Here is a 22072-nt window from a genome sequence, read left to right as displayed (position 1 = left end):
CGGCCGATGCCGGCTGGTGCTCAGGGGTGTCTCCCGGCGGTTGAAGGAGCCCTCATCGCCAGCCGGGCTCGACGCGGTCCGGTGCCGGCGGGCTTTCGGGCGTGATGTCCGCTGCAGCCCCTGCAGCCCCCGCAGCCCCCGCAGCCCCCGCAGCCCCCGCAGCCCCCGCAGCCCCCGCAGCTCGCAGCCCCCGCAGCCCGCAGCCCGCCCTCCCTGGGGGCTCCCCCGCAAACAGTGTGGTGGGGAGGGGCGTGGGGGTGGTGGGGGGCTGTGGACAACTGTGGACGGTGGAAACCGGTGTCTCGGCGGCGGGGGTGTGACCTGGGGTTTCCGTGACCACCCGCGGACGTCGCCCCGGAGGGGTTCGCGTTCTGGGCGCGCCAGCGCCCTGCGAAGCCCGCAGGGGTCCCGGCGGGAGCGGCGATCTGTACCCCGGCGGACGCACGACATCGTTCTTGTGAATGTGATTTTGAATGGTTCCCGGCGTGAGTGAGTGAGACCGCTCCGACTGGCGCGGGGTCTTCCGGGGAACAGGTTCTAGAGTGGGAAAAATGGCCTACCTCGATCATGCGGCGACCACGCCGATGCTCCCCGCCGCGCTGGACGCCTACGTGGCCGCGGCGCGGGGGATCGGCAATCCGTCCTCCCTGCACGCGGCCGGGCGCGGCGCGCGCCGGCTGGTCGAGGAGTCGCGGGAGCGGATCGCGGCGGTGATCGGGGCGCGGCCGTCCGAGGTGATCTTCACGGGTGGCGGGACCGAGGCGGACAACCTGGCCGCCAAGGGGATCTTCTGGGCGCGGCGCGACGCCGATGCCGGCCGGGTGCGGGTGGTGGCCTCGGCGGTGGAGCATCACGCGGTGCTGGACGCGGTCGACTGGCTGGGCACGCACGAGGGCGCCGAGGTGACGCTGCTGCCGGTGGACGGTGCCGGGCGGGTGGACCCGGACGGGTTCGCCGAGCTGGTGCGGCGGCACGGCGAGCAGATCGCGGTGGTCAGCGTGCAGTGGGCGAACAACGAGGTCGGCACGGTGCAGCCGGTCGCGGAGCTCGCGGCGATCGCGGCGCGGGCGGGCATCCCGTTCCACACCGACGCGGTGCAGGCGGTCGGACAGGTGCCGGTGGACTTCGCGGAGAGCGGCGTGTCCGCGCTCACCCTGACCGGGCACAAGCTGGGCGGGCCGGTCGGTGTCGGTGCGCTGGTGCTGGGCCGGGACGTGAGCTGCACGCCGCTGCTGCACGGCGGTGGCCAGGAGCGCGACGTGCGGTCCGGGACGCTCGACACTCCGGGCGTGGTGGCGTTCGCGGCCGCCGTCGAGACGACCGTGCGGGCCCGCCTGGAATACGCGGACCGGGTCGCGGCCCTGCGCGACGAGTTGGTCCGGCGGGTGCTGGCGGCGATCCCGGACGCGATCGGCAACGGTGACCCGGAACACCGTCTGCCCGGCAACGCGCACTTTTCCTTCCCCGGCTGCGAGGGTGACGCGCTGCTGCTGCTCCTGGACGCCCAGGGGATCTACTGCTCGACGGGTTCGGCCTGCTCAGCGGGGGTGGCGCAGCCCAGCCACGTGCTACTGGCGATGGGTGCGGACGACGCCCGGGCCCGGTCCTCGCTGCGGTTCTCGCTCGGCCACGACAGCACCGGGGCCGACCTGGACGCGCTGCTGGCGGCACTGCCCGGTGCGGTCGAGCGCGCCCGCCGGGCCGGTGCGTGGAAGACACCCAGATAGGCTTGCGTCATGCGAGTTCTTGCGGCCATGTCCGGCGGTGTCGACTCCGCGGTCGCCGCGGCCCGCGCCAAGGATGCCGGGCACGACGTGACCGGTGTGCACTTGGCGCTGGCGCGTAATCCACAGACCTATCGGACCGGCGCGCGGGGCTGCTGCACGCTGGAGGATTCCCGGGACGCCCGGCGGGCCGCCGACGTGATCGGCATCCCGTTCTACGTCTGGGACATGGCCGACGAGTTCCACGCGAGCGTCGTCGACGACTTCGTCGACGAGTATGCCGCCGGCCGCACGCCTAACCCCTGCCTGCGCTGCAACGAGAAGATCAAGTTCGAGGCGGTGCTGGACCGCGCGGTCGCGCTCGGCTTCGACGCCGTGGTCACCGGACACCATGCCCGGCTCGGCGCCGACGGTCTGCTGCGGCGCAGCGTCGACATGGCCAAGGATCAATCGTACGTATTGGCCGTGCTGACCCGCGCGCAACTGGACCGGGCGGTGTTCCCGCTCGGCGACTCGACCAAGGAGCGGGTCCGCGAGGAGGCCGCCGAGCGCGGTCTCGCCGTGGCGGACAAGCCCGACTCGCACGACATCTGCTTCATCGCCGACGGCGACACCCGGGGCTTCCTGGAGAAGCGACTCGGCGCGGCCCCGGGCGACATCGTCGACGGCCGCACCGGGACGAAGCTGGGCACCCACAACGGGGCGTACGGCTACACGATCGGCCAGCGCAAGGGCCTGGACCTGCGGGTGCCCGCACCCGACGGCCGGCCGCGGTACGTGCTGTCGATCACTCCGGTGACGAACACGGTGACGGTCGGGCCGCGTGAGGACCTCGAGGTCGACACGGTCACCGCCGCCCGCCCGATCTGGCACGAGACGTCGGACACGGTGGACTGCGAGGTGCAGCTACGGGCACACGGCGAGGTGGTCCCGGCCTCGGTTGCCGTCACCTCGTCGGAGTTTGTCGCCACGCTGAAGACGCCGGCTCGTGGTGTCGCCGCCGGTCAGGCCATCGTCGCCTACCGGCCCGACCCCGGCGGTGACATCGTGCTCGGCTCGGCGACCATCACGGCGGGCATCCGGGCGTCGGCGCATGCCTGACTTCCCGTGGCCGTCCGGCGCGGCCACCGGGATCGGCTCGCTGCCCGGCGAGGACATCGCCGAGGCCCAGCGCATCGTCCTCGGTGAGCTGCCCGCGCTGCCGCACCTCCCGGAGCTGCCGGAACGCGGCCCGGGCGCGGACCTGATCGGCCGTGGCGCGGGCTTCCTGATCGAGCTGCCGGTGCAGATCTACGCCGGCCGCTGGCAGATCGCCGGACGGCCCGGCAAGGACCTGAGGCGTACGTTCGACCTGCTGGAACGGGACCTGGACCAGCTCACCGAGCAGGCCGACCGGTTCACCGGCACCGTCAAGGTCCAGGCGGCCGGCCCGTGGACCCTGGCCGCGAACCTGGAGTTGCCGATCGGCGGCCGGATGCTGCGTGACCCGGGCGCCGTCCGGGACCTGACCGGCTCCCTCGCCGAAGGGCTGCGGCGGCACGTCGCCGACGTCCGCAAGCGGCTGCCCGGCGCGACAGTGCTGCTCCAGCTGGACGAGCCGTCGCTGCCCGCCGTGCTGGCCGGGCACGTGCCGACCGAGAGCGGGCTCAGCGCGTACCGGGCGGTGGACGGCCCGGACGCCGCCACCCACCTGCGCACCGTGGTCGAGGCGGTCGGCGCCCCGGTGGTGCTGCACTGCTGCGCGCCGGACCTGCCGCTGCAGGTGTTCCGGGACGCCTCGGCGACCGCGGTGGCCTTCGACCTCTCGCTGATCAAGGACCTGGACCCGCTGGGTGAGGCGATCGAGGCCGGTCTGGGCCTGTTCATCGGCGCCGCGCCGACCCGGCCGGTGGCCGGCCGCCGCCCGGAGTCGAAGCAGATCGCGGAACGGGTGCAGAAGCTGTGGGGGCGGCTCGGCTTCAAGCCGGCGCTGCTGCCGCAGCAGGTGGTGCTGACGCCGGCCTGCGGGCTGGCGGGGGCTTCGCCGGGATACGTGCGGGCGCTGCTCAAGGCGTGTCACGAGGCGGGCCGGCGGATCTCCGAGGTGTAGCCCCGGTTTTGTCAGGGGGTGCGACTAGCGTGCGTTCTAGGTTCGCACACACGGAGGTTTGCGGTGACTTCACCCAGCGCGTCGGCTGCCGCGCGGCACGCCGAGCTCGCCGACGAGATTCGTGATCATCAGTATCGGTATTACGTGCTCGACGCGCCGATCATCGCGGACGGGCAGTTCGACGTGCTGTTGCGGGAGCTGGAGGCGCTGGAGGAGGAGTTCCCGGCGCTGCGCACCCCGGACTCGCCGACGCAGAACGTGGGCGGCACGTTCTCCAGCGACTTCCCGACGGTCGAGCACGCCGAGCGGATGCTGTCGTTGGACAACGTCTTCACCTTCGACCAGCTGACCGACTGGGCGGAGAAGACGACGCGCGACGCCGGCGGCCCGGTGCAGTTCCTCTGCGAGCTCAAGGTCGACGGCCTGGCCATCAACCTGACCTACGAGAAGGGGCGCCTGGTCCGTGGCGCCGTTCGTGGTGACGGGCGCCGTGGCGACGACGTGACGCCGAACGTGCGCACGCTCCGGGACATCCCGGAGCGGCTGACCGGCGACGACGTGCCCGACCTGCTCGAGGTGCGGGGTGAGATCTACTTCCCGGCCGAGGCGTTCGCCGACCTCAACGCGGCGCTCGGCGAGCAGGGCAAGCCGCTGTACGCGAACCCGCGGAACACCGCCGCGGGCAGCCTCCGGCAGAAGGATCCGCGGATCACCGCGTCCCGGGGACTGCGGATGGTGGTGCACGGCATCGGTGCCCGGGAGGGCTTCAACCCCACGTCCCAGTCGCATGCCTACGAGTCGCTGAAGGCCTGGGGTCTGCCCACCAGCACGCGGTGGAAACTCGTCGACGACGTTGCCGGGGTCCGGCAGTTCATCGAGTACTACGGCGAGCATCGGCACGACGTCGAGCACGAGATCGACGGTGTGGTGATCAAGGTCGACTCGGTGGCGATCCAGGGCCGGCTCGGGTCGACCAGCAAGGCGCCGCGCTGGGCGATCGCGTTCAAGTACCCGCCGGAAGAGGTCACCACCGAGCTGCTGGACATCGCGGTGAACGTCGGCCGCACCGGCCGGGTAACGCCGTATGCCGTGTTGAAGCCGGTGCAGGTGGCCGGTTCCGTGGTCGCCCAGGCCACCCTGCACAACGCGCAAGAGGTGGTCCGCAAGGGTGTGCTGATCGGCGACACCGTGGTGCTGCGCAAAGCCGGTGACGTGATCCCGGAGATCCTCGGCCCGGTGATGGATCTGCGTCCGGACGACGCCCGTCCGTTCGTGATGCCCACCGAGTGCCCGGACTGCGGCACGACGCTGGCGGCGGCCAAGGAGGGCGACGTCGACATCCGCTGTCCCAACAGCGAGTCCTGCCCGGGTCAGCTGCGTGAGCGGTTGAGTTCGCTGGGCAGCCGGGCGGTGCTGGACATCGAGGTGTTCGGCGAGAAGTCGGCGCGGGCCCTGCTCGACTCGGGGGTGCTGCACAACGAGGGTGACCTGTTCGCGCTGACCGAGGACGACCTTCGGCGGGTGCCGTTCTTCGTCAACCAGGACGGCAACCTCGGCACCAACGCCGGAAAGATGCTGCAGAGTCTCGAAGAGGCGAAGTCGCGGCCGTTCGCCCGGGTGCTGATCGCGCTGTCGATCCGGCACGTCGGGCCGACGGCGGCGGAGGCGCTGGCCCGGGAGTACGGGTCGATGGCCGCGCTGGAGGAGGTGCTGGCCCGGACGGCGGCGCAGCCGGAGGTGGTGGCGGCCACGGCGGAGGCGGCCGCGATTGCCGAGTCCGCTGGTGAAACGCCGCCGTCGTCGCCTGCGGAGGCCGAGATGGCTTCGCTTCCGGAGACCGAGCCGTCGTCGTCTGCGGAGGCTGAGGTGGCCTCGCCCGCGGAGGTCGAGCGGGTCAAGCGGAAGGCCAAGGCCATCGATCCGCTGGCGGCGGTCGACGGGGTCGGGCCGATCATCGCGGACAGCCTTCGGGAATGGTTCACCGTGCCGTGGCACCGGGAGATCATCCGTAAGTGGCGCGAGGCCGGCGTGACGATGGCCGACGAGCGGGTCGAGAGCGGGCCGCGTCCGCTGGAGGGCCTGTCCGTGGTGGTCACCGGCACCCTCGCCGGTTTCACCCGGGACCAGGCGGCCGAGGCGGTCACCTCGCGGGGCGGCAAGGTGAGCGGCTCGGTGTCGAAGAAGACCGGCTTCGTGGTGGTCGGCGACAACCCGGGCAGCAAATACGACAAGGCGGTCAGCCTGAAGGTGCCGGTGCTCGACGAGACCGGCTTCGGGGTCCTGCTCGCTGAAGGCCCGGACGCGGCTCGGGCGGTGGCGGAGGGCGCGACCGCCGCACCAGCCGAGGCCGGTGCCGCACCGGCCGAGGCCGCAGCCGGCGATCCGGCCTGAGAGCGGGCTGGGCTACCCCGATCGTGGGCGCCCGGCCCGTCACGCGCACGGGTGAATTGTGCGTTTGGAGGCTTATGCCGATTTGATAACAGGTAGGCGCTTTGGTGGTAAACGCACCATGTGGATCTATCGTGTAGACGATCGGTGATCGAAGCCATCGTGGAGGTCGTATATGGATGCCGCACGTCCGCGTACGGCTGCCTCCGCCTCCCGGCGGCGCCGCGCGCTGCTGATCACCACGGGGCTGTCCCTGGCGGCCGGTCTGCTGCTCTGGGGCACCGACCCCGGCGCGTTCCGCACCCTGCCCCCGGCCTACTGGATCATGGCGGCGCTCGCGGTGGTGGCCGACGCCCGGCCGCACCCGTTGCCCGGTCACCGGGTCAGCCGGGTGATCCTGCCGTCCATCTGCTTCACCTTCGCCATCGTGCTGGCCTGGGGGTTCGCCCCGGCGCTGACCGTGCAGCTGATCGCGGTGACGGTCGCCGGCGTACGCATGCGGCATTCGGTCCTGCGCTCCGTGCACCTCGCGCTGCAGCACATCGCGGGACTGGGCGCCGCCGCGCTGGTGGCCGAGCTGGCGAACTGGCGGATCGCGCTCCGGCCGGACCTCCGCGACGCGGCGCTGACCTGCGCCGCGGCCGCCGCCTGGATCGCCGCCCGGTACGCGGTGGCCGCCGTGGCCCGCCGCTGCACCTCGGAACGGCGCACCCGTCCCCGGCGCCGCGCCCGTGCCGACCTCCTCGGCACCGCCGCGCTCCTGTCGCTGGCCCCGCTCCTGCTGCTCGCCGCCCAGATCAGCCCGGCCCTGCTGCCGATGTCGCTGCTGGCCGTGCACGCCGTGCAGCGGATGGTCCGCTGGGCCGGCGAGTCCGAGCGGGCCGGCCGGGTCGACGCGCTCACCGGCCTGCCGAACCGCCGCGCCCTGCAGGCCACCATGTCCGAGCGCGGCCCGGACCGGCAGCGCGCCCTGCTCCTGCTCGACCTGGACCGGTTCCGCACGGTCAACGACGCGCTCGGCCACGGCGCCGGCGACCGACTGCTGGCCCGGGTCGCCGACCGGCTCGCCGCCGCGGTGCCCCGGCACGACCTGGTGGTCCGGCTCGGCGGCGACGAGTTCGCGGTGCTCGCCACCCGGGTCGAGGGCGCCGCGTCGGCCCGGCGGATCGCCGAGCACCTGACCGAGGCGCTGAGCCTGCCGTTCCCGATGGACGGCACCCCGGTCGAGGTGACCGCCTCGATCGGGATCGCGCTGCAGTCCGGCCGCCGCGACGGCGCCACCCTGCTGCGCGAGGCCGAGTCCGCGATGTACGAGGCGAAGCAGCGCGGCGACCAGGTCGCGGTGCACGGCCCGGACGCACCGCACGCCTCACCGGACCGGCTGGCCCTGCTCGCCGACCTGCGGGCCGCGCTGCGCCGGGACCCGGCCGACGACGGGATAGTGCTCTATTACCAGCCGCAGATCGCCATCGCGACCGGCGAGGTGGTCGGCGTGGAGGCGCTGCTGCGCTGGAAGCACCCGAAGCGCGGCCTGGTCGGCCCGGAGGAGCTGCTCCGGGTGGCCGAGCCGACCCCGGTGATGCGGCTGCTCACCGCCAGGGTGCTGGACGAGGTGGTGGCCCAGCTCGCGGCGTGGCGTACGGCGGAGACGCCGCTGCGCGCCGCGGTCAACGTGAGCGCCCGCGACCTGCACGCCGGTGACGTCGCCGACCGGGTCGCCCGGCTGCTGCGCGAGCACGAGGTGCCGTCCGACCTGCTCCAGCTGGAGATCACCGAGAGCGCGCTGATGGCCGACCCGCACCGGGTGCTGGACACCATCACCCGGCTGGACCGGATGGGCGTGGCGATCTCGCTGGACGACTTCGGCACCGGGTACTCCTCGCTGCAGCACCTGCGGCGGCTGCCGCTCTCCGAGGTGAAGATCGACAGGTCGTTCGTGCTGGGCATGGCCGAGGACCGCGGTGACGCCGCGATCGTCCGCTCGGTGATCGGGCTGGCCGACTCGTTGGGCCTGCGTGCGGTGGCCGAGGGGGTCGAGGACGAGGTCACCTGGCGGCTGCTCGCGGCGGCCGGATGCCACGCCGCGCAGGGCTGGTTCCACGCCCGGCCGATGCCGGCCGCCGAGCTGGCCGAGTGGCTGGGCCGCTACCGGCCGGTACGGCCAGGGGTTCTGCGCGGGCCGTGGATCCCGGCGAAATAGACTCGGTGACGGCACGCACGCAGTCGATGAAATTATGAGGGAGCAACGATGGCCGCCATCTCCCGCGAAGAGGTAGCGCATCTGGCGCGCCTGTCGCGGCTCGCCGTGACCGAAGAGGAACTCGACCGTTTCGCGGGACAGCTCGACGTGATCCTGCAGTCGGTCGCGCGTATCGGTGAGGTGGCGGCGGACGACGTCCCGCCGACCTCGCACTCGGTCCCGCTGACCAACGTGTACCGCGACGATGTTCCCCAGCCGAGCCTGACGCACGAGGAGGCGCTCTCCGGCGCTCCGGACGCGTACGAGGGCCGGTTCCGGGTGCCGCGCATCCTGGACGAGGAGGACTGATCGTGAGCGACCTGACCAGGATGACGGCGGCGTCACTCAGCGCGCTGATCGCGAAGCGCGAGGTGTCGGCAGTCGAGGTGACCACCGCGCACCTCGACCGGATCGCCGCGGTTGACGAACGCGTGCACGCGTTCCTGCACGTGGACCGCGAGGGTGCGCTCGCGGCCGCCAAGCGGGTCGACGACGGCGAGATCACCGGCCCGCTGGCCGGGGTGCCGATCGCGGTCAAGGACGTGGTGACCACCAAGGGCATCCCGACCACCGCGGCGTCGAAGATCCTCGAGGGGTGGAAGCCGCCGTACGACGCGACCATCGTCGAGCGTCTCAAGCAGGCCGGCCTGCCGATCCTCGGCAAGACCAACATGGACGAGTTCGCGATGGGCTCCTCCACGGAGTACAGCGCGTACGGCCCGACGAACAACCCGTGGGACCTGGGCCGCATCCCGGGCGGCTCGGGCGGTGGCTCGGCCGCGGCCCTGGCGGCGTACGAGGCTCCGCTGGCCATCGGCACCGACACCGGTGGCTCGATCCGGCAGCCGGGCGCGGTCACCGGCACGGTCGGCGCGAAGCCGACCTACGGCGGCACCTCCCGGTACGGCCTGATCGCGTTCTCCTCCTCGCTGGACACCCCGGGCCCGTGCGGCCGGACCGTCGAGGACACCGCGCTGCTGCACGCGGTGATCGCCGGCCACGACCCGCGGGACTCCACGTCGATCCCGAGCCCGGTGCCGGACGTCGTCGCGGCCGCCCGCCGTGGCCTGCAGGGTGACCTGACCGGCGTGAAGCTCGGCCTGGTCAAGGAGTTCACCGGCGACGGCTCCGAGCCGGGTGTGCTGGCCGCCTTCCAGGAGTCGCTCGAGGCGCTGGTCAAGCTGGGCGCCGAGGTCGTCGAGGTGTCCTGCCCGAACTTCCAGTACGCCCTCCCGGCGTACTACCTGATCGCCCCGAGCGAGGCGTCCTCGAACCTGGCCCGCTTCGACGGCGTCCGGTACGGCCTGCGCTCCGGCGACGACGGCAGCCGCTCGCTCGAGGAGGTCATGTCGCTGACCCGGGACGAGGGCTTCGGCCCCGAGGTCAAGCGCCGGATCATTCTGGGTACGTACGCGTTGTCCAGCGGGTACTACGACGCGTACTACGGCCAGGCGCAGAAGGTCCGGACCCTGATCACCCGGGACTTCGAGGCCGCGTTCGCGAAGGTGGACGTGCTGGTCTCGCCGACCACGCCGTTCGTGGCCTTCCCGTTCGGGTCGCGCACCTCGGACCCGTACCAGATGTACCTCGCCGACCTGTTCACCATCCCGACGAACCTCTACGGCGGCCCGGCCATCTCGGTACCGTGCGGGCTCTCCGAGGGCCTGCCGGTCGGCTTCCAGATCATGGCCCCGACCCTCGCCGACGACCGGATGTACCGGGTCGCCGGCGCCCTGGAGTCGGCCCTGGGCACGCTGACCCCGCCGGCGCTCTGATCGGATCTGAGCGGTGCCGACCCGACCTCGGTCGGGTCGGCACCGCCTCCGGATGTCACGGGCGGGGTGGGTCACCGTTGAGGAGGCGAGCCCGGTCCGCGAGGTCGTCGAGTTTGTTCTCTACGAAGACCTGGTTGAGTTGATGCTCGAGCAGATACCGCGCCGACGGATCGGCCCTGCGGCAGAAGTCGGCGAAGATCTCGTCCCAGTTGTCCCGGGTGCCGTTGGCTCTGCCGATGCCCTCCTCGTCTAGATCAGCTCGGAGAGCTTTGAAGGTCCGCGCGATCTCGGGCAGCTTCTGGATGGCGTCAGGGTTCTGCCGGAGCCACCATGCGGTGGCGCGTGAGGGGTCATCGATCATCCGGCTCAAATAGGTGATCTCAGCCTCCTCGGTCTCGCGGTTCCAGATCCGGGTCGTTTCCTGGCGGCGTAGGGCCTCGTACCGCCAGACTTCCTCGATCAGCTGCTTGTGGGCGTAGACCGCGACGCATGATGCCCAGGCGACCACGCCGGTCGACTCGACCTGGGCCTGTCGGCTTAATTCGATTTCCAGTTCGCCTCTGAGCCGGGTTGTCTCGGTGAGCGTGTGCTGTCGTGCGACCGCGCGCACCCTCCGGTCCACCCCCGCCTTGGCCACGACCAGCGGATCGCCGACGGCTGCTCCGTCGAGGAGCCCGTAGCGGACGACGAGGTGGACGTCGAAGGGGAAGCAGGCATCACGGCTCTCCACCTTGACGATGAAGTTCGCTTCGGGAGGAGACGGTGGCGGGGCGCCGAGCAGCGGCGCTACGGGGTCTGTGGGCATCCCGGTCGATTCTTGGGCGCCATCGGCTATGCGTTGCAGCCAGCGGAACACGTCAGTCCTCCCAACCCGTGTCTCTGCCTGGTGTGAGCACTTCGTCGAGCCGCAGCCGCACCTGCTGGAACAGCTCATTCAGGATCTCCTCCTCGGTGCCCGGTTCACTCGTCGGGCGAGTGGCGTAGAACAGCTGGCCGACTCTCCTGAGGTCGGTTCCGGCCGCGCCGAGCAGGACGTGAATGGCTGCTGAGCGGTTCTGCTCGGACGTAGCGGCGAGGCGGATCCAGCAACGGATGAGGGCGGTGGCTGTCGCGGAAGGCAGGGTCGCGAGTGCCGTTCGCCAGAAGCTTGTGACAGCAGCCGTCGATCCAAGGCGCAGCTCAGTGTCGTCCAGTTCCGTCATGACCTGCATCGCCACCTGTACGGCCACCTCCGTGCGCCGGGGGTTGGCCGCGGACAGCCAGCCGCCCAAGTACTCAAGCAGCCGGCCGAGTTCCATCTCGCTCGCCAGACGTGCTCCGGCACGGACAACGGCTGTCATCACCTCCTCCTCGGGCCCGCGAGCAAGGTGCTTGAGCCGGGTCATCGCCGCTGTCTGGTGGTGGACGTCGAATGCCCCGACCGCCTCAGCCAGTACGACCCGGAATGCGGCGGGCGACTTCAGGTAGTAGGCGTATTCGTAGACCCGGCGCCTGACATCGCCACCGATCTGGGGATGCAGGCAGGCGTCGCGAAGCAAGATCACCGCCGCCACCCGTTGGGCCTTGTCGAGGCGCCGTGCAGTGCCCTGGGTGGGTGCGGGTCGACGACCGTTGGCCCACCGGCGGGCCACGGCTACGGCAATCTGTCCGCTGCCGTCACGTACGGACAGCGCGATGATCCGCGCGATGAACTCATCGATGCCGTCGGGAGTGATCACCGACGGCAGACGCTCCAGCCACCGCAGGAGGACGAGGTGCAGGCCGGGAAAGCCTTGCCAGGCCAGATGGAGCACCGCAATGCCGTATTCGAAACGGGCAAATCGGGTGTCGGTTACGTTCAGTTCGATGTCGTGCAGCGCTTCGAGTTCGGTGACGACATCGGTCCGCTCCAAGGGGTTCGTCGGCTCGGCCGGAAAGTCACCAGCCCGGAGAAGGAGATCCCGGCCGTGGACGATGGCGGCCGGCCCGGAGCCCTCCAACATCGCCGCGGCGAGCAGGAGGGCGCGTTGCGGCGCGCTGCCGAATTGCCGCATGTCCTTGCGCGCCTGATCCTGCCAATTGGACAACGCGCCGACGACCTGCCGTGCGATGCCGTCGAGATCGGTGATCCCCGCTTGGTAGGCCCTGTTGGCCAGCTTCGCCAGGCGGGTCGCCTCGGGCGGCCAAGCCTCCCGCAGTCGCTGGCGGAACACCTCGTGAACGGTGAGGGCATCGAGCAGAGATGTGGGAATTTCGGCGGCCCGGGACCGGAAGACTGCCTCGCCAGCGGGACGTCGTAGGTGATGGACCCGTCCGGGGAAAGACTTCTCCGCCTCCTCCGTGAGCGCGTCGGAGACGGCGAGGACCGCGAAGGCCCCGGCCTCCGCGAGGCCCTGCTCCAGTAGGCCGAACTGACGCAGACTGTCGACCGCCTCGGGTCCGTCGCCTCGCTCGACGAAGTCGAAGAAGAGCCCGACGTTCTTGGCGTCGCGCAGCGTCCCTGTGGCTTCGTCATCTTTGTCCAGTAGCGGTTCCTGGAAGTTCAGGCGTGTCGCCGCCGCCCGCGACTCGTCCACGCGGTGGATCAGGAATGCCGCTGCGGCCCGCTGTCCGCTACGGGGCACGGCGGCCGGGCAGAGCAGGACCAGGCTTCGCCCGGTGGCCAACTGCGAAACATGGTCCCCCAGACCTGGCGGGGCCACGTAGCGGCGTACCTGTTCGGTGAGGGTCTGAGCGGTGGTGAGACGCTTTTTGAGGATCGTCGTCACCTCTTTGGCGACTTCCCCTTGCTGAAACACGATGGTTTGGGCCTGGTATTGGTCGCCGCTCACCGTTACGTAGTGCGTACTTTGGTCCAGGTCTCGACCGGCCTGTGCGGGGCTGTGCGGCGTGGCGACTTCAGCATCGTCGTAGGTGCCGACGTCAGCGTCGTCATTCGTGTCCCCAGCATCACTGGACCAAGCTTCCGCGGTGGTCATTTCGGCTCCCTCCGGATCGATATGTCCCGGTGTGCCTTGTACTGGTCTCCACGAACCGTCGTATGCCGGCGAGACTGATCGATGTCGCGGCCCGCGACGACGTTGGAGCGCCCGGAGACCTGCGTAGTTCCCGGCCGGGGACTTGGTTCTTCGGGAGGCCGCGACGCGGGGCTCGTCACCTCCCCTTCACCGTCACGGCTGAGGACGCCGAGCAGGCCGTACCGGAGGATGTCGCCTGACATGGCCGGTACGTGAAGATGGGCTGTCGCGGTGAACTCCTTCTTGGCGATTTCGAGAGGGCATGCCACGAACTCTGAGGAGGTGTGCTTCCGGGTGTGTCCCGCCGTCACCACATCGGCCATCACCCGGTCCGACATCGCGACCGCGAGCAGTGTCACGTCCGGGTCGGAGCGTTCCAGCAGAGTTCGGAGTGGTTGAGCGTCGACGAGTCGATGCGTTGCGATCATGGTCTTGCCGACCGGTGAGCCGATTCGGAAGTCCTCGAGCCGGCGTGCCGGACCGAGGTCCAGGCTCAGGCGCAGCCGAAGCTGCATGCCGCGCGATCTGAGCCGGGCCGATTTCATCATCAAGACTTCCTGCAGCGCATCGAAGTACCGATCGATGACGCGAGGCAGAAAATTCGGCGAGAAGCCGATGATGTATCCGTCGCCGGTACTGTCCGGAAACCGCCGGGCCTCCCAGAGATCCTCCAGACCGGAACGGTGGCACGCGTCTTCCAGGGCCTCGACGATCAGGGTTGCCAGTTCGTCCTGCTGCGGGTCGGTATGGCGGCTGAATCGCACGGCATCAACCACCATGATCGAGATGATTTCGGGAAGGTCGGCGGCTTCCCCGCGGTCGCGCTCGGGCATTTGGTTCCTCCTGTCGGGTGGTGGAAATCGGTTCACCTCGATCATTGGCGCGACCGGGAGGCGGGGGCGTCCAGATTTGGACAGTTGATGGGTGCTGAGTCGTGGGTCACGCCTGTGTGGCGGTCAGTTCCCGGCGGAGTGCCTCGACATCGAGCACGATCATGTGTGACCTCTCGATCGACACCAGGCCGCAGGACTTCCAACTGGCGAGGATCGGAGTGATGGAGCTCCGCGCGACTCCGATCGCTTGTGCCAGTTGGGCTTGCGACATGGGGACGGCGGAGGCGCCGTCGCGCCGTATGTGTCCGTTCGCCTCAACGATGGTCAACACCAGTGCAGCGAGCCGCTGGCTCGGCCGGGAACGGGTGAGCCGCCAGGTGAGATCGGCTGCTTCGCGCGCCTTGGCGAGGATGTAGCGATCTAGATATCCACGTGTTCGTCGGTCCTTCACCCAGGTCGTGAAGCGGCTGTCGGTGACGAGGCTGGCGACGCACGGCTCGATCGCCAGCGCGGAGGCTGAGCGGGGCTCGCGATCGCCGTAACCGAACTCTCCGAGAAGATCGCCAGGTCCGCGGACGGCGAGCAGAATTTCTTGTCCTGGTGCTGCGGTGTATACGACTCGGACCCGTCCGTGAATAAGGGCGGCGACCCAGCTTCCTTCTTCGCCCTGGCGTAGCAGGAATTGCCCGGCCCGGTACGAACGGCGGATGCCGCTGTCGACGAGAGCCGCCCAGTCGGTCGGCGACCATGAGGCGGCCAGATGGGCAACTCTCCGTGATTCTTCACGCACATTGAGTCATCATTGTGGATGGCTCAGCGTTCCGACAACCCCGAATCTCAGTTGGCTATTTCGGGGTGGTGGGGGAGTCCAGCCAGGCGTTGATCAGCTCGCTGAAGTCCGTGCCGGTCTGTGCCTCGACGAACGTGATGAAGGCGGCGCGGTCCTGGTTCGTGTTCTTGTGGTCGGCGACCCAGGCCGTCATCAGCGCGAAGAACTCCTTGTCGCCGAGGGCGTCGTTCAGTTCCTTGAGCATCGCGGCGCCGCAGACGTAGACGTTGCTCTCGGCGAAGTTCGCGGCTTTCGGCTTGCCCGGCGGGCCGACCGACTTGCGCAGCTGGGCGTCGCGTCCGCGGAGGAACGTCTCCAGGGCGTCGTCGCTGAACCCGTCGAGTTCCTGCTCGTAGAGGTACTGCATGTACTGGGCGAAGCCCTCGTTGAGCCACAGATCGGTCCAGGTGCTCGGGGTGACCGCGTCGCCGAACCACTGGTGGGCGTACTCGTGGACCAGGGTCTGTTCGAACCAGCGCCGGGTGTCCTCGCTCCACGTGCCGCCGGGCCGGCCCAGGCTCAGCATCTGCTGGGTCTCCATCGCCGAGATCGAGCCGTTGACCAGGGCGCCGGCCGTCTCGAACGGGTACCTGCCGAGTTTGCTCTCCAGCCAGGTGAGCATCTCCGGCGACTTCTTCAGCTCGGTCAGGAGCTTGTCGTCGGTCTCCGGGACCACCCAGTAGGTCAGCGGGAGCCCGTGCGGGCCGGTCGCGGTGACCTTCTGATATCTGTCAACGGCGAGGGTGGTCAGGTAGGTGGCCACCGGGTCGGCCGAGGTGTACCGGTAGGTGGTGCCGTCCACCGGGCCCGGTGTGCCGCTCGCCACCGCGGCCCAGCCCTCGGGGACGGTGACCGCGATGTCGTACAGCGCCTCGTCGGAGATCAGCTCGTTGGCCGGGTACCAGGTCAGCGCGCCCCACGGCTCCTGCATCGTCCATAGGCCACCGCCCTTCGCCGGCCGCAGGCCCACGCCCTCCTTGGCGTCACCACGGCGCGACGGGTACGACACCGGCTCCGGCGTGCCGTGGTACCCGACGACGAGGGTCACCGGCCGGTCGGCGACGAGGGTCGCGGGCACTGTCAGTTTCTGATCAGCGAGGGTGCCGGTGGCCGGCGCGTCGTCGACGGTCACCGTGTCGACGGTCAGGTTCGCGAAGTCCAGCACGATCGACGAGGCCGCGACGACGGGGCGGACGCGCAGCGTGGCGACGCCGGTGAGCACCTTCGAGGCGGGCTGCCAGCCGAGCTTCAGGTCGTAGTGCAGAACGTCCAGGCCGGGGTTGCCGTGCTCGGGATACAGCGTGTCGGCGACCGGGGTGGACAGGCCGCCCCGCCAGGCATCAGTGGCCGTGGAGGGCGCCGGCCCGCTCGTGCAGCCGGCGCACAGAACCGTCGCGGCGAGGGCCACGACGGCGAGATGACGGTCCATGCCCGCGACGCTATCGGGAAGATCGTCGCGGCGCGGGGAGTAAACCCGGCGACGCGGCGTCATACCGGGCGACTAGGCTGGTCGTCTGTCCGAATACCCGATGCCGCAGTGAGCCGGAGCCGAAGCACATGACCACCATCGCGCTGCCGTCCTACGACGACGCCATCAGTCGCTACGAGCCGGTCATCGGCCTGGAGACGCACGTCGAGCTGGGCACCAAGACCAAGATGTTCTGCGGTTGCAAGACCGACTTCGGCGCCGAGCCGAACACCCAGGTCTGCCCGGTCTGCCTGGCGCTGCCCGGCGCCCTGCCGGTCGCCAACCGCGCCGGCATCGAGGCGACCATCCGGATCGGCCTCGCGCTGAACTGCAGCATCGCCGAGTGGTGCCGGATGGCCCGGAAGAACTACTTCTACCCGGACATGCCGAAGAACTTCCAGACCTCCCAGTACGACGAGCCGCTCTGCGTCGACGGCTACGTCGACGTCACCGTGGACGGCAAGGAGTACCGGATCGGCATCGAGCGGGTGCACCTGGAGGAGGACACCGGCAAGACGCTGCACGTCGGCGGCGCCACCGGTCGCATCCACGGCGCCACCGAGTCGCTCGTCGACTACAACCGGGCCGGCATCCCGCTCGTCGAGATCGTCACCAAGCCGGTCCCCGGCCTGGGCGCGCTCGCCCCGGAGATCGCCAAGGCGTATGTCGCCGAGCTGCGCGACATCATCCGCGCGCTGGACGTCTCCGACGTGCGCATGGAGCAGGGCTCGATGCGCTGCGACGTGAACACCTCGCTGAACCTGCCCGGCGAGGAGTGGGGCACCCGCACCGAGACCAAGAACGTCAACTCGCTCCGCTCGGTCGAGCGCGCGGTCCGTTCCGAGGTCATCCGCCAGGCCGGTCTGCTCAACGAGGGCGTCCGGATCTTCCAGGAGACCCGGCACTTCCAGGAGACCACCGGCGACACCCGTCCGGGCCGCTCCAAGGAGACCGCGACCGACTACCGCTACTTCCCCGAGCCCGACCTGGTCCCGATCGCGCCCGACCCGGCCTGGGTCGCCGAGCTGAAGGCGGCGCTCCCGGAGAAGCCGAGCGTGAAGCGGGCCCGCCTCCGCGAGGAGTGGGGGATGACCGAGCTCGACATGCAGTCGGCGACGAACGCCGGCGCCGTCGAGCTGATCGAGGAGACCATCGCCGCGGGCGCGACCCCGGCCGGCGCTCGCAAGTGGTGGCTGGGCGAGCTGGCCCGCCGCGCCAACGAGCTGGGTGTCGAGCTGTCCGAGGTGGGCGCCACCCCGGCACACGTCGCGGCCCTGCAGAAGCTGGTCGACGGCGGCAAGCTGAACGACAAGCTGGCCCGCCAGGTCCTGGAGGGCGTGGTGGCCGGCGAGGGTGACCCGGCCACGGTGATGGCGGCCCGCGGGCTCGGCGTGGTCTCCGACACCGGCGCGCTGCAGACCGCTGTCGACGAGGCCATCGCCGCCAACCCGGACATCGCCGCGAAGATCCGCGACGGCAAGGTGGCCGCCGCCGGCGCGCTGGTGGGCGCGGTCATGAAGACCACGCGAGGCCAGGCCGACGCCAAGACCGTCCGCGACCTCATCCTGTCCCGCCTCGGCGCCTGATTTTTTCGTACGATCACCGCCCGGTCCCGCGTCCAGCGGACCGGGCGGTCGCCGTTGTGCCCCGGGTGGACCGGGGTGCACCGGGCGCGGATACTTGCGCGGTACCGAAACGGGGGAGACGCGGCATGGTTAGTGATCGGACGCAGACGTGGTTCCGCGGGCTGGTGCAGGACACCCAGCAGCGGTTGAGCGCGCTGAGCACCCTTCAGGACGACCCGGAGCGCTTCCAGGGCCGGGCCGAACAGGACGGTGTGACCGCGGTCGTGGCCCCCGGCGGCAGCCTGGTCGACCTGACGCTGACCCGCGCCGCGCTGCAGCTCGGCCCGGAGGAACTGGCCGCCACGATCCTGCGGACCCAGCGGGACGCGGTCCGTCAGGCCAACCTGAACTACGCCGCCGCCGTGCAGGACGCGGTCGGTGACGCGGCCGGCGGCAAGTTCGACGTGAACGCGCTCGTCGAGCAGCGACTCGATCAGGCCGGCCTGCGCAAGGCCGAGGAGAACCTGAAAGCGGAGGAGCGGTGAGCGGCGAGCAGCTGCACGTCGAGACGGAGGCGCTGCGGGCCGCCCGCCGGTTCCAGTCCCAGCAGGCGTTGGTGGTCGCGGAGCTGGCCGGCCGGGTCCGCGGCGCGGCGACGGTCGGCGGCGCGTTCGGCAAGCTCGGCCAGTCCAACGGCATGGAGGCGTCCTACGTGGCGTGGGTCGACTCCGAGGCGACCTCGCTGACTGACCTGGCCCGGATGCTCAACGACATCGGCGACGGCCTCGAGCACAGCGCCGACCAGTACGACGGTGTGGACACCTCCACCGCCGACTGGATGACCAGCGCCCAGGAGAAGCTCCCGTGACCGCCGGCGACGTCGTCAGCGGATACCAGGACACCCGGGACAACGTCCAGAACGTCACGCAGTTCATGAGCAACGCCTTCAACGAGGGCATGGACTTCATCCTCCAGCCGTTCGTCTGGCCGCTGCTCGAGCTGCTCGAGTACGTGATGGGCGACCCGGACCAGCTCGACCAGCACGCCGGCACCTGGAAGACCACGGCGAGCGCCATGAAGGAGCTCGCCGAGGCCCAGCGCGCCGAGCTGGCCGAGCTGACCGCGAACTGGAAGGGCACCGCCGCGGACTCGTACGCGGCCCGGATCGAGCAGCTGATCCAGGGGCTGGAGACGGCCGCCGACGAGATGCTGCGGACCGCCGACAACCTCGGTGACAGCGCGATGGACCTGCGCAACATCGAGGAGGCCATCAAGGACGTCGTCCGCGAGCTGGTCGAATGGCTGATCATCACGTGGCTGGCCGCGCAGGCCCTGGCCGCGATCACCGCCGGCGCCTCGGAGGCCGCCGCGCTGGTCGCCTCGGAGGGTGAGGCGGTCCTGGCGGCGAGCCGGGTCACCGCGTTCATGTACCGGCTGGACCGCTGGCTGACCATGTACAAGGCGTGGATGGACGGGCTCAAGTCGCTCGGCACCGTCGGCAAGCTCGCCGCCTGGACGCTGAACAAGATGTACGGCCCCAAGCACTGGATCAAGGAGGGCATCAAGGCCCTCACCGGCATCGACGGCTCGATCGTCGGTCAGGGCGTGCAGAGCACCGGCGACGTGGTGTCCTCGGCCGCCGCGGACGAGTACGACGACCGGCGCAGCGGCGTCGACGGCGACAGCGGATGGCGCGAGACGCTCAGCGACGTCGTCGACCCGATCGCCGACCGGGTGCCGTGATCGTCGTGAAGGAGACCGTACGATGACCGCTTTTGATCCTCAGGTCGAGGTCCGGGCCCGGGTCGGCGAGCACCTGCAGCCCGGCGAGACGTTTCAGGCGGCGGTGTGGGCCACCCGGGTGCACGTCGCACCGACCGCGGGCGAGGTGACCCGGCAGGAGCTGAACCCGAAGCGGCTGGCCGAAGGGCTCGCCCTGCAAGCGGCCGGCCTCGACTCCGGTCCGGACGCGTACCAGGGCAGCCGCGCCGGCGTCGTCGACGGCCCGCCCGGCAGCCTGGCGGCGCAACTGGACGGGCGGCTGCCGGCCGACCGGGGCGCCTGCCTGCTCGCGGTCACCGACCAGCGGCTGATCCTGTTCGTCAAGACGCCCGAGCCGAAGCCGGACTCGTTGCTGAGCATTCCGGGCTGGCTGCTGCGGCGCAGCCGGGAAGCGGCCGACGACGCCCAGTTCCGGCCGCCGACCGGCCCGCTGCGGCCGCTGAGCCCGCAGTGGCAGGGCCCGCGGCCGTCCTGGGCCGGTTTCCCGGACGGCAAGCTGCGGCTGGCGTTCGCCGACGGCTCCAGCCTCGCCCTGATCACCCCGCGTGCCGCGGCCGAGCCGTTCCTCGCCGCGCTCACCCCGCGCTGAGAAGCCCGGCTGGCTCTCAGAGGTGTGTCCCGAGGCTTGACACACCTCTGAGAACCAGCCGCGGGGCGGGAGGCGCGCTGCGGTCCGGTGTGGCAGCCGGCTCGCGTGGTGCCCGGCGGGAGCCGGGTCAGCGGATCGGGACCGCGGGCCGGGTCAGCGGATGGGCTGGCTGGACGGGGCCGACGGGGTGGCCGTGGGGGCCGGCTCCTCGCCGATGCCGATGACGTTGCGCTGCATCTCGACGTTGGACTGGCCGGTGCCGCCCAGCTGGATGTCGTCGTAGGCCTTCAGGGTGTGGTTCTCGTCGAAGTAGAGGACCGAGAGCGACAGCGGCGTCGGCTCCTCCTTCTCCAGCCCGCGCAGGCCGGCGCCGCCGGTGGAGCCCTCGACCATCAGCCGGGTCGGCATCGGGGCCTGGAACGCCGCGGACATGGACGGCGACGGTGCGGCCGACCCGCTCGCCGACGGGTCCGGGGTGACCGGGGCCGGCGCCGGGAGCATGGCCACCGAGCGCTGGTGCTTGTGCCCGGCGAGGACCAGCGGGACCAGCCCGGACAGCGGCTGGGCCATCACCGGGTCGTGGACCAGCGCGATGTCCACCTTCGTGCCGCCGGCGCGGATCGTGGTGGCCAGGCGTTCGCCGGTGGCGGTGAGCAGCTCGTCGCCGGAGTTGTCGCCGGCCGCGTTGGTCTCGCTCTTGTCCGGGGTGAACTGCGGGTCGCCGATGCCGGCGATGGTCACGCCGTCGATGGTGGTGATCTTGTCGTCGAGGACGATCGCGTTGCGCTGGCGGGCGACCGCTGACTGGATGGCCACCGAGTCGTGGTTGCCGCGGACGTAGATGTACGGGACCTTGATCGACGGGATCGAGGAGACGTAGGACGTCTCGGCGCCGCTGCCCCAGTCGACCATGTCGCCGGTGTCGATCACCGCGTCGATGTCGAAGGTCTCCACCACGGTGCGGATCAGGCCCCACGACGACGGGTTCAGGTGCAGGTCGGAGACGTGCAGCAGGCGCGTGGTGTTGCCGGCCGGCTCGTAGACCGGCAGCGCCGAGATGGTGGTGTAGAGGCGGCTCACGTTGCTGACGATCTGCTGGAGCTGCTCGGCGTACCGGCCGTAGTTGTCGGCGATCCGCCGGGCGTCACCGACCACCGCCGGGGCGTTGACCAGCAGGCCCTCATAGCGCGGTTCGCTGATCGCGTCCGGCCGGATGGTGGCCGCGGCCAGCCCGATGCTGCCGGCGCTGACCACCAGCGCGGTCACCCCGGCCGCCGCGGTGCGGCGGACACTGCGGAAGATCAGCGCCGCCGCCAGGATCGCGCTGAGCACGGCCAATCCCACCGTACGAAGAGCGAGCCGGGACACCCCCGCGGTGACCTCCTCGACGGCCCGGTCGCCGGCCGAGCTGATCGCCGTCGGGTTGTCGATCAGCTCCTCGGTGCGGCTCTGGTCGAGCGAGCCGAGCGCGACCTTGAGGTGCAGCGTCCCCCGGTGGCTGTCCAGGTGCAGCGAGCCCAGCGGCGGGATGTCCACCTCGGTGCCGCCGACGAGGGTCGGGCGGATCGACATCTCGGCGCGGAACGGGCCCACGTTGATGCCGGCGTGCGCGAACAGCATCACCCCGATGATCGAGGCGGCGATGCTGACCAGGGCGACGGCGGCGCCGATCCGGGTGTTCCGGAACCAGCGGTGCCGCCACACCCGGACGGTACGGCCGGATGCGGCGTGCAGGCGTCGGCGCCACGGTGAGGGGGCCGAGGCCGGGAGGTCAGTCACCAGCCATCACCTGCCC

The 22072-nt window shown here is 70.7% G+C and carries 18 protein-coding genes; 12 read left to right on the top strand and 6 right to left on the bottom strand.

Going from position 1 to position 22072, the window contains the following annotated elements; all coding sequences use genetic code 11:
* Positions 1-551: 551 nt before the first annotated feature.
* The 7 genes from Apa02nite_RS36045 (at position 552) to gatA (ending at position 10215) form a co-directional block, all read left to right on the top strand.
* Entirely contained in the window at positions 552-1727 is a 1176-nt protein-coding gene (locus tag Apa02nite_RS36045; RefSeq protein WP_203829039.1) for a cysteine desulfurase family protein, read from the top strand.
* A 9-nt stretch (positions 1728-1736) separates the two neighbouring features.
* The gene (mnmA, locus tag Apa02nite_RS36040; protein ID WP_203829038.1) at positions 1737-2825 is read left to right on the top strand and encodes a tRNA 2-thiouridine(34) synthase MnmA; all 1089 of its coding nucleotides are present in this window, start codon (positions 1737-1739) and stop codon (positions 2823-2825) included.
* Positions 2818-3813, top strand: a complete 996-nt coding sequence (locus Apa02nite_RS36035) for a methionine synthase (protein ID WP_203829037.1) — start codon at positions 2818-2820, stop codon at positions 3811-3813. The genes mnmA and Apa02nite_RS36035 overlap by 8 nt, the downstream gene beginning before the upstream one ends.
* 63 nt (positions 3814-3876) lie before the next feature.
* A complete protein-coding gene (gene ligA / locus Apa02nite_RS36030) occupies positions 3877-6204 on the top strand; it encodes an NAD-dependent DNA ligase LigA (protein ID WP_203829036.1) in 2328 nt (775 codons plus the stop codon).
* Positions 6205-6376: 172 nt separating this feature from the next.
* A complete protein-coding gene (locus Apa02nite_RS36025; protein ID WP_203829035.1) occupies positions 6377-8401 on the top strand; it encodes a putative bifunctional diguanylate cyclase/phosphodiesterase in 2025 nt (674 codons plus the stop codon).
* Between the two features lie 48 nt (positions 8402-8449).
* Positions 8450-8749: an Asp-tRNA(Asn)/Glu-tRNA(Gln) amidotransferase subunit GatC gene (gene gatC, locus Apa02nite_RS36020; RefSeq protein ID WP_067685713.1), complete on the top strand. Its 300-nt coding sequence runs from the start codon at positions 8450-8452 to the stop codon at positions 8747-8749.
* Positions 8750-8751: 2 nt separating this feature from the next.
* Positions 8752-10215 carry an Asp-tRNA(Asn)/Glu-tRNA(Gln) amidotransferase subunit GatA gene (gene gatA, locus Apa02nite_RS36015; RefSeq protein WP_203829034.1) on the top strand — a complete coding sequence of 488 codons (1464 nt, stop codon included), beginning with the start codon at positions 8752-8754 and terminating at the stop codon, positions 10213-10215.
* A gap of 55 nt (positions 10216-10270) precedes the next feature.
* On the opposite strand, the gene Apa02nite_RS36010 is transcribed toward gatA, so the two are convergent.
* The 5 genes from Apa02nite_RS36010 to Apa02nite_RS35990 form a co-directional block, all read right to left on the bottom strand.
* The gene (locus Apa02nite_RS36010; RefSeq protein WP_203829033.1) at positions 10271-11071 is read right to left on the bottom strand and encodes a hypothetical protein; all 801 of its coding nucleotides are present in this window, start codon (positions 11069-11071) and stop codon (positions 10271-10273) included.
* A gap of 1 nt (position 11072) precedes the next feature.
* Positions 11073-13172 carry a hypothetical protein gene (locus Apa02nite_RS36005; RefSeq protein WP_203829032.1) on the bottom strand — a complete coding sequence of 700 codons (2100 nt, stop codon included), beginning with the start codon at positions 13170-13172 and terminating at the stop codon, positions 11073-11075.
* Complete coding sequence (locus tag Apa02nite_RS36000; RefSeq protein ID WP_203829031.1) at positions 13169-14044, bottom strand: hypothetical protein; 876 nt, start codon at positions 14042-14044, stop codon at positions 13169-13171. Before Apa02nite_RS36000 ends, Apa02nite_RS36005 begins: the two co-directional genes overlap by 4 nt.
* Positions 14045-14150: 106 nt before the next feature.
* On the bottom strand, positions 14151-14834 hold the full coding sequence (locus Apa02nite_RS35995) for a Crp/Fnr family transcriptional regulator (RefSeq protein ID WP_203829030.1): 684 nt from the start codon (positions 14832-14834) through the stop codon (positions 14151-14153).
* A 55-nt stretch (positions 14835-14889) separates the two neighbouring features.
* The gene (locus Apa02nite_RS35990; protein ID WP_203829029.1) at positions 14890-16302 is read right to left on the bottom strand and encodes a M1 family metallopeptidase; all 1413 of its coding nucleotides are present in this window, start codon (positions 16300-16302) and stop codon (positions 14890-14892) included.
* A 128-nt stretch (positions 16303-16430) separates the two neighbouring features.
* Between Apa02nite_RS35990 and gatB the strand changes: the two genes are divergently transcribed.
* The 5 genes from gatB to Apa02nite_RS35965 all read left to right on the top strand — a co-directional run bounded on the left by gatB (position 16431) and on the right by Apa02nite_RS35965 (position 20277).
* Positions 16431-17927, top strand: coding sequence for an Asp-tRNA(Asn)/Glu-tRNA(Gln) amidotransferase subunit GatB (gene gatB / locus Apa02nite_RS35985; protein ID WP_067685706.1), 1497 nt, complete (start codon positions 16431-16433; stop codon positions 17925-17927).
* A gap of 125 nt (positions 17928-18052) precedes the next feature.
* Complete coding sequence (locus tag Apa02nite_RS35980; protein ID WP_203829028.1) at positions 18053-18451, top strand: YbaB/EbfC family nucleoid-associated protein; 399 nt, start codon at positions 18053-18055, stop codon at positions 18449-18451.
* A complete protein-coding gene (locus tag Apa02nite_RS35975; RefSeq protein ID WP_203829027.1) occupies positions 18448-18774 on the top strand; it encodes a type VII secretion target in 327 nt (108 codons plus the stop codon). The genes Apa02nite_RS35980 and Apa02nite_RS35975 overlap by 4 nt, the downstream gene beginning before the upstream one ends.
* Positions 18771-19649: a WXG100 family type VII secretion target gene (locus Apa02nite_RS35970; RefSeq protein ID WP_203829026.1), complete on the top strand. Its 879-nt coding sequence runs from the start codon at positions 18771-18773 to the stop codon at positions 19647-19649. Before Apa02nite_RS35975 ends, Apa02nite_RS35970 begins: the two co-directional genes overlap by 4 nt.
* A gap of 22 nt (positions 19650-19671) precedes the next feature.
* A complete protein-coding gene (locus Apa02nite_RS35965; protein ID WP_203829025.1) occupies positions 19672-20277 on the top strand; it encodes a hypothetical protein in 606 nt (201 codons plus the stop codon).
* 153 nt (positions 20278-20430) lie between these two features.
* On the opposite strand, the gene Apa02nite_RS35960 is transcribed toward Apa02nite_RS35965, so the two are convergent.
* On the bottom strand, positions 20431-22056 hold the full coding sequence (locus Apa02nite_RS35960) for a metallophosphoesterase family protein (protein WP_203829024.1): 1626 nt from the start codon (positions 22054-22056) through the stop codon (positions 20431-20433).
* Positions 22057-22072: the final 16 nt, after the last annotated feature.

The sequence above is a fragment of the Actinoplanes palleronii genome (assembly GCF_016862315.1).
In the GTDB taxonomy this organism is placed as follows: Bacteria; Actinomycetota; Actinomycetes; order Mycobacteriales; family Micromonosporaceae; genus Actinoplanes; species Actinoplanes palleronii.
This window is presented reverse-complemented; position numbering and strand designations above follow the sequence as displayed.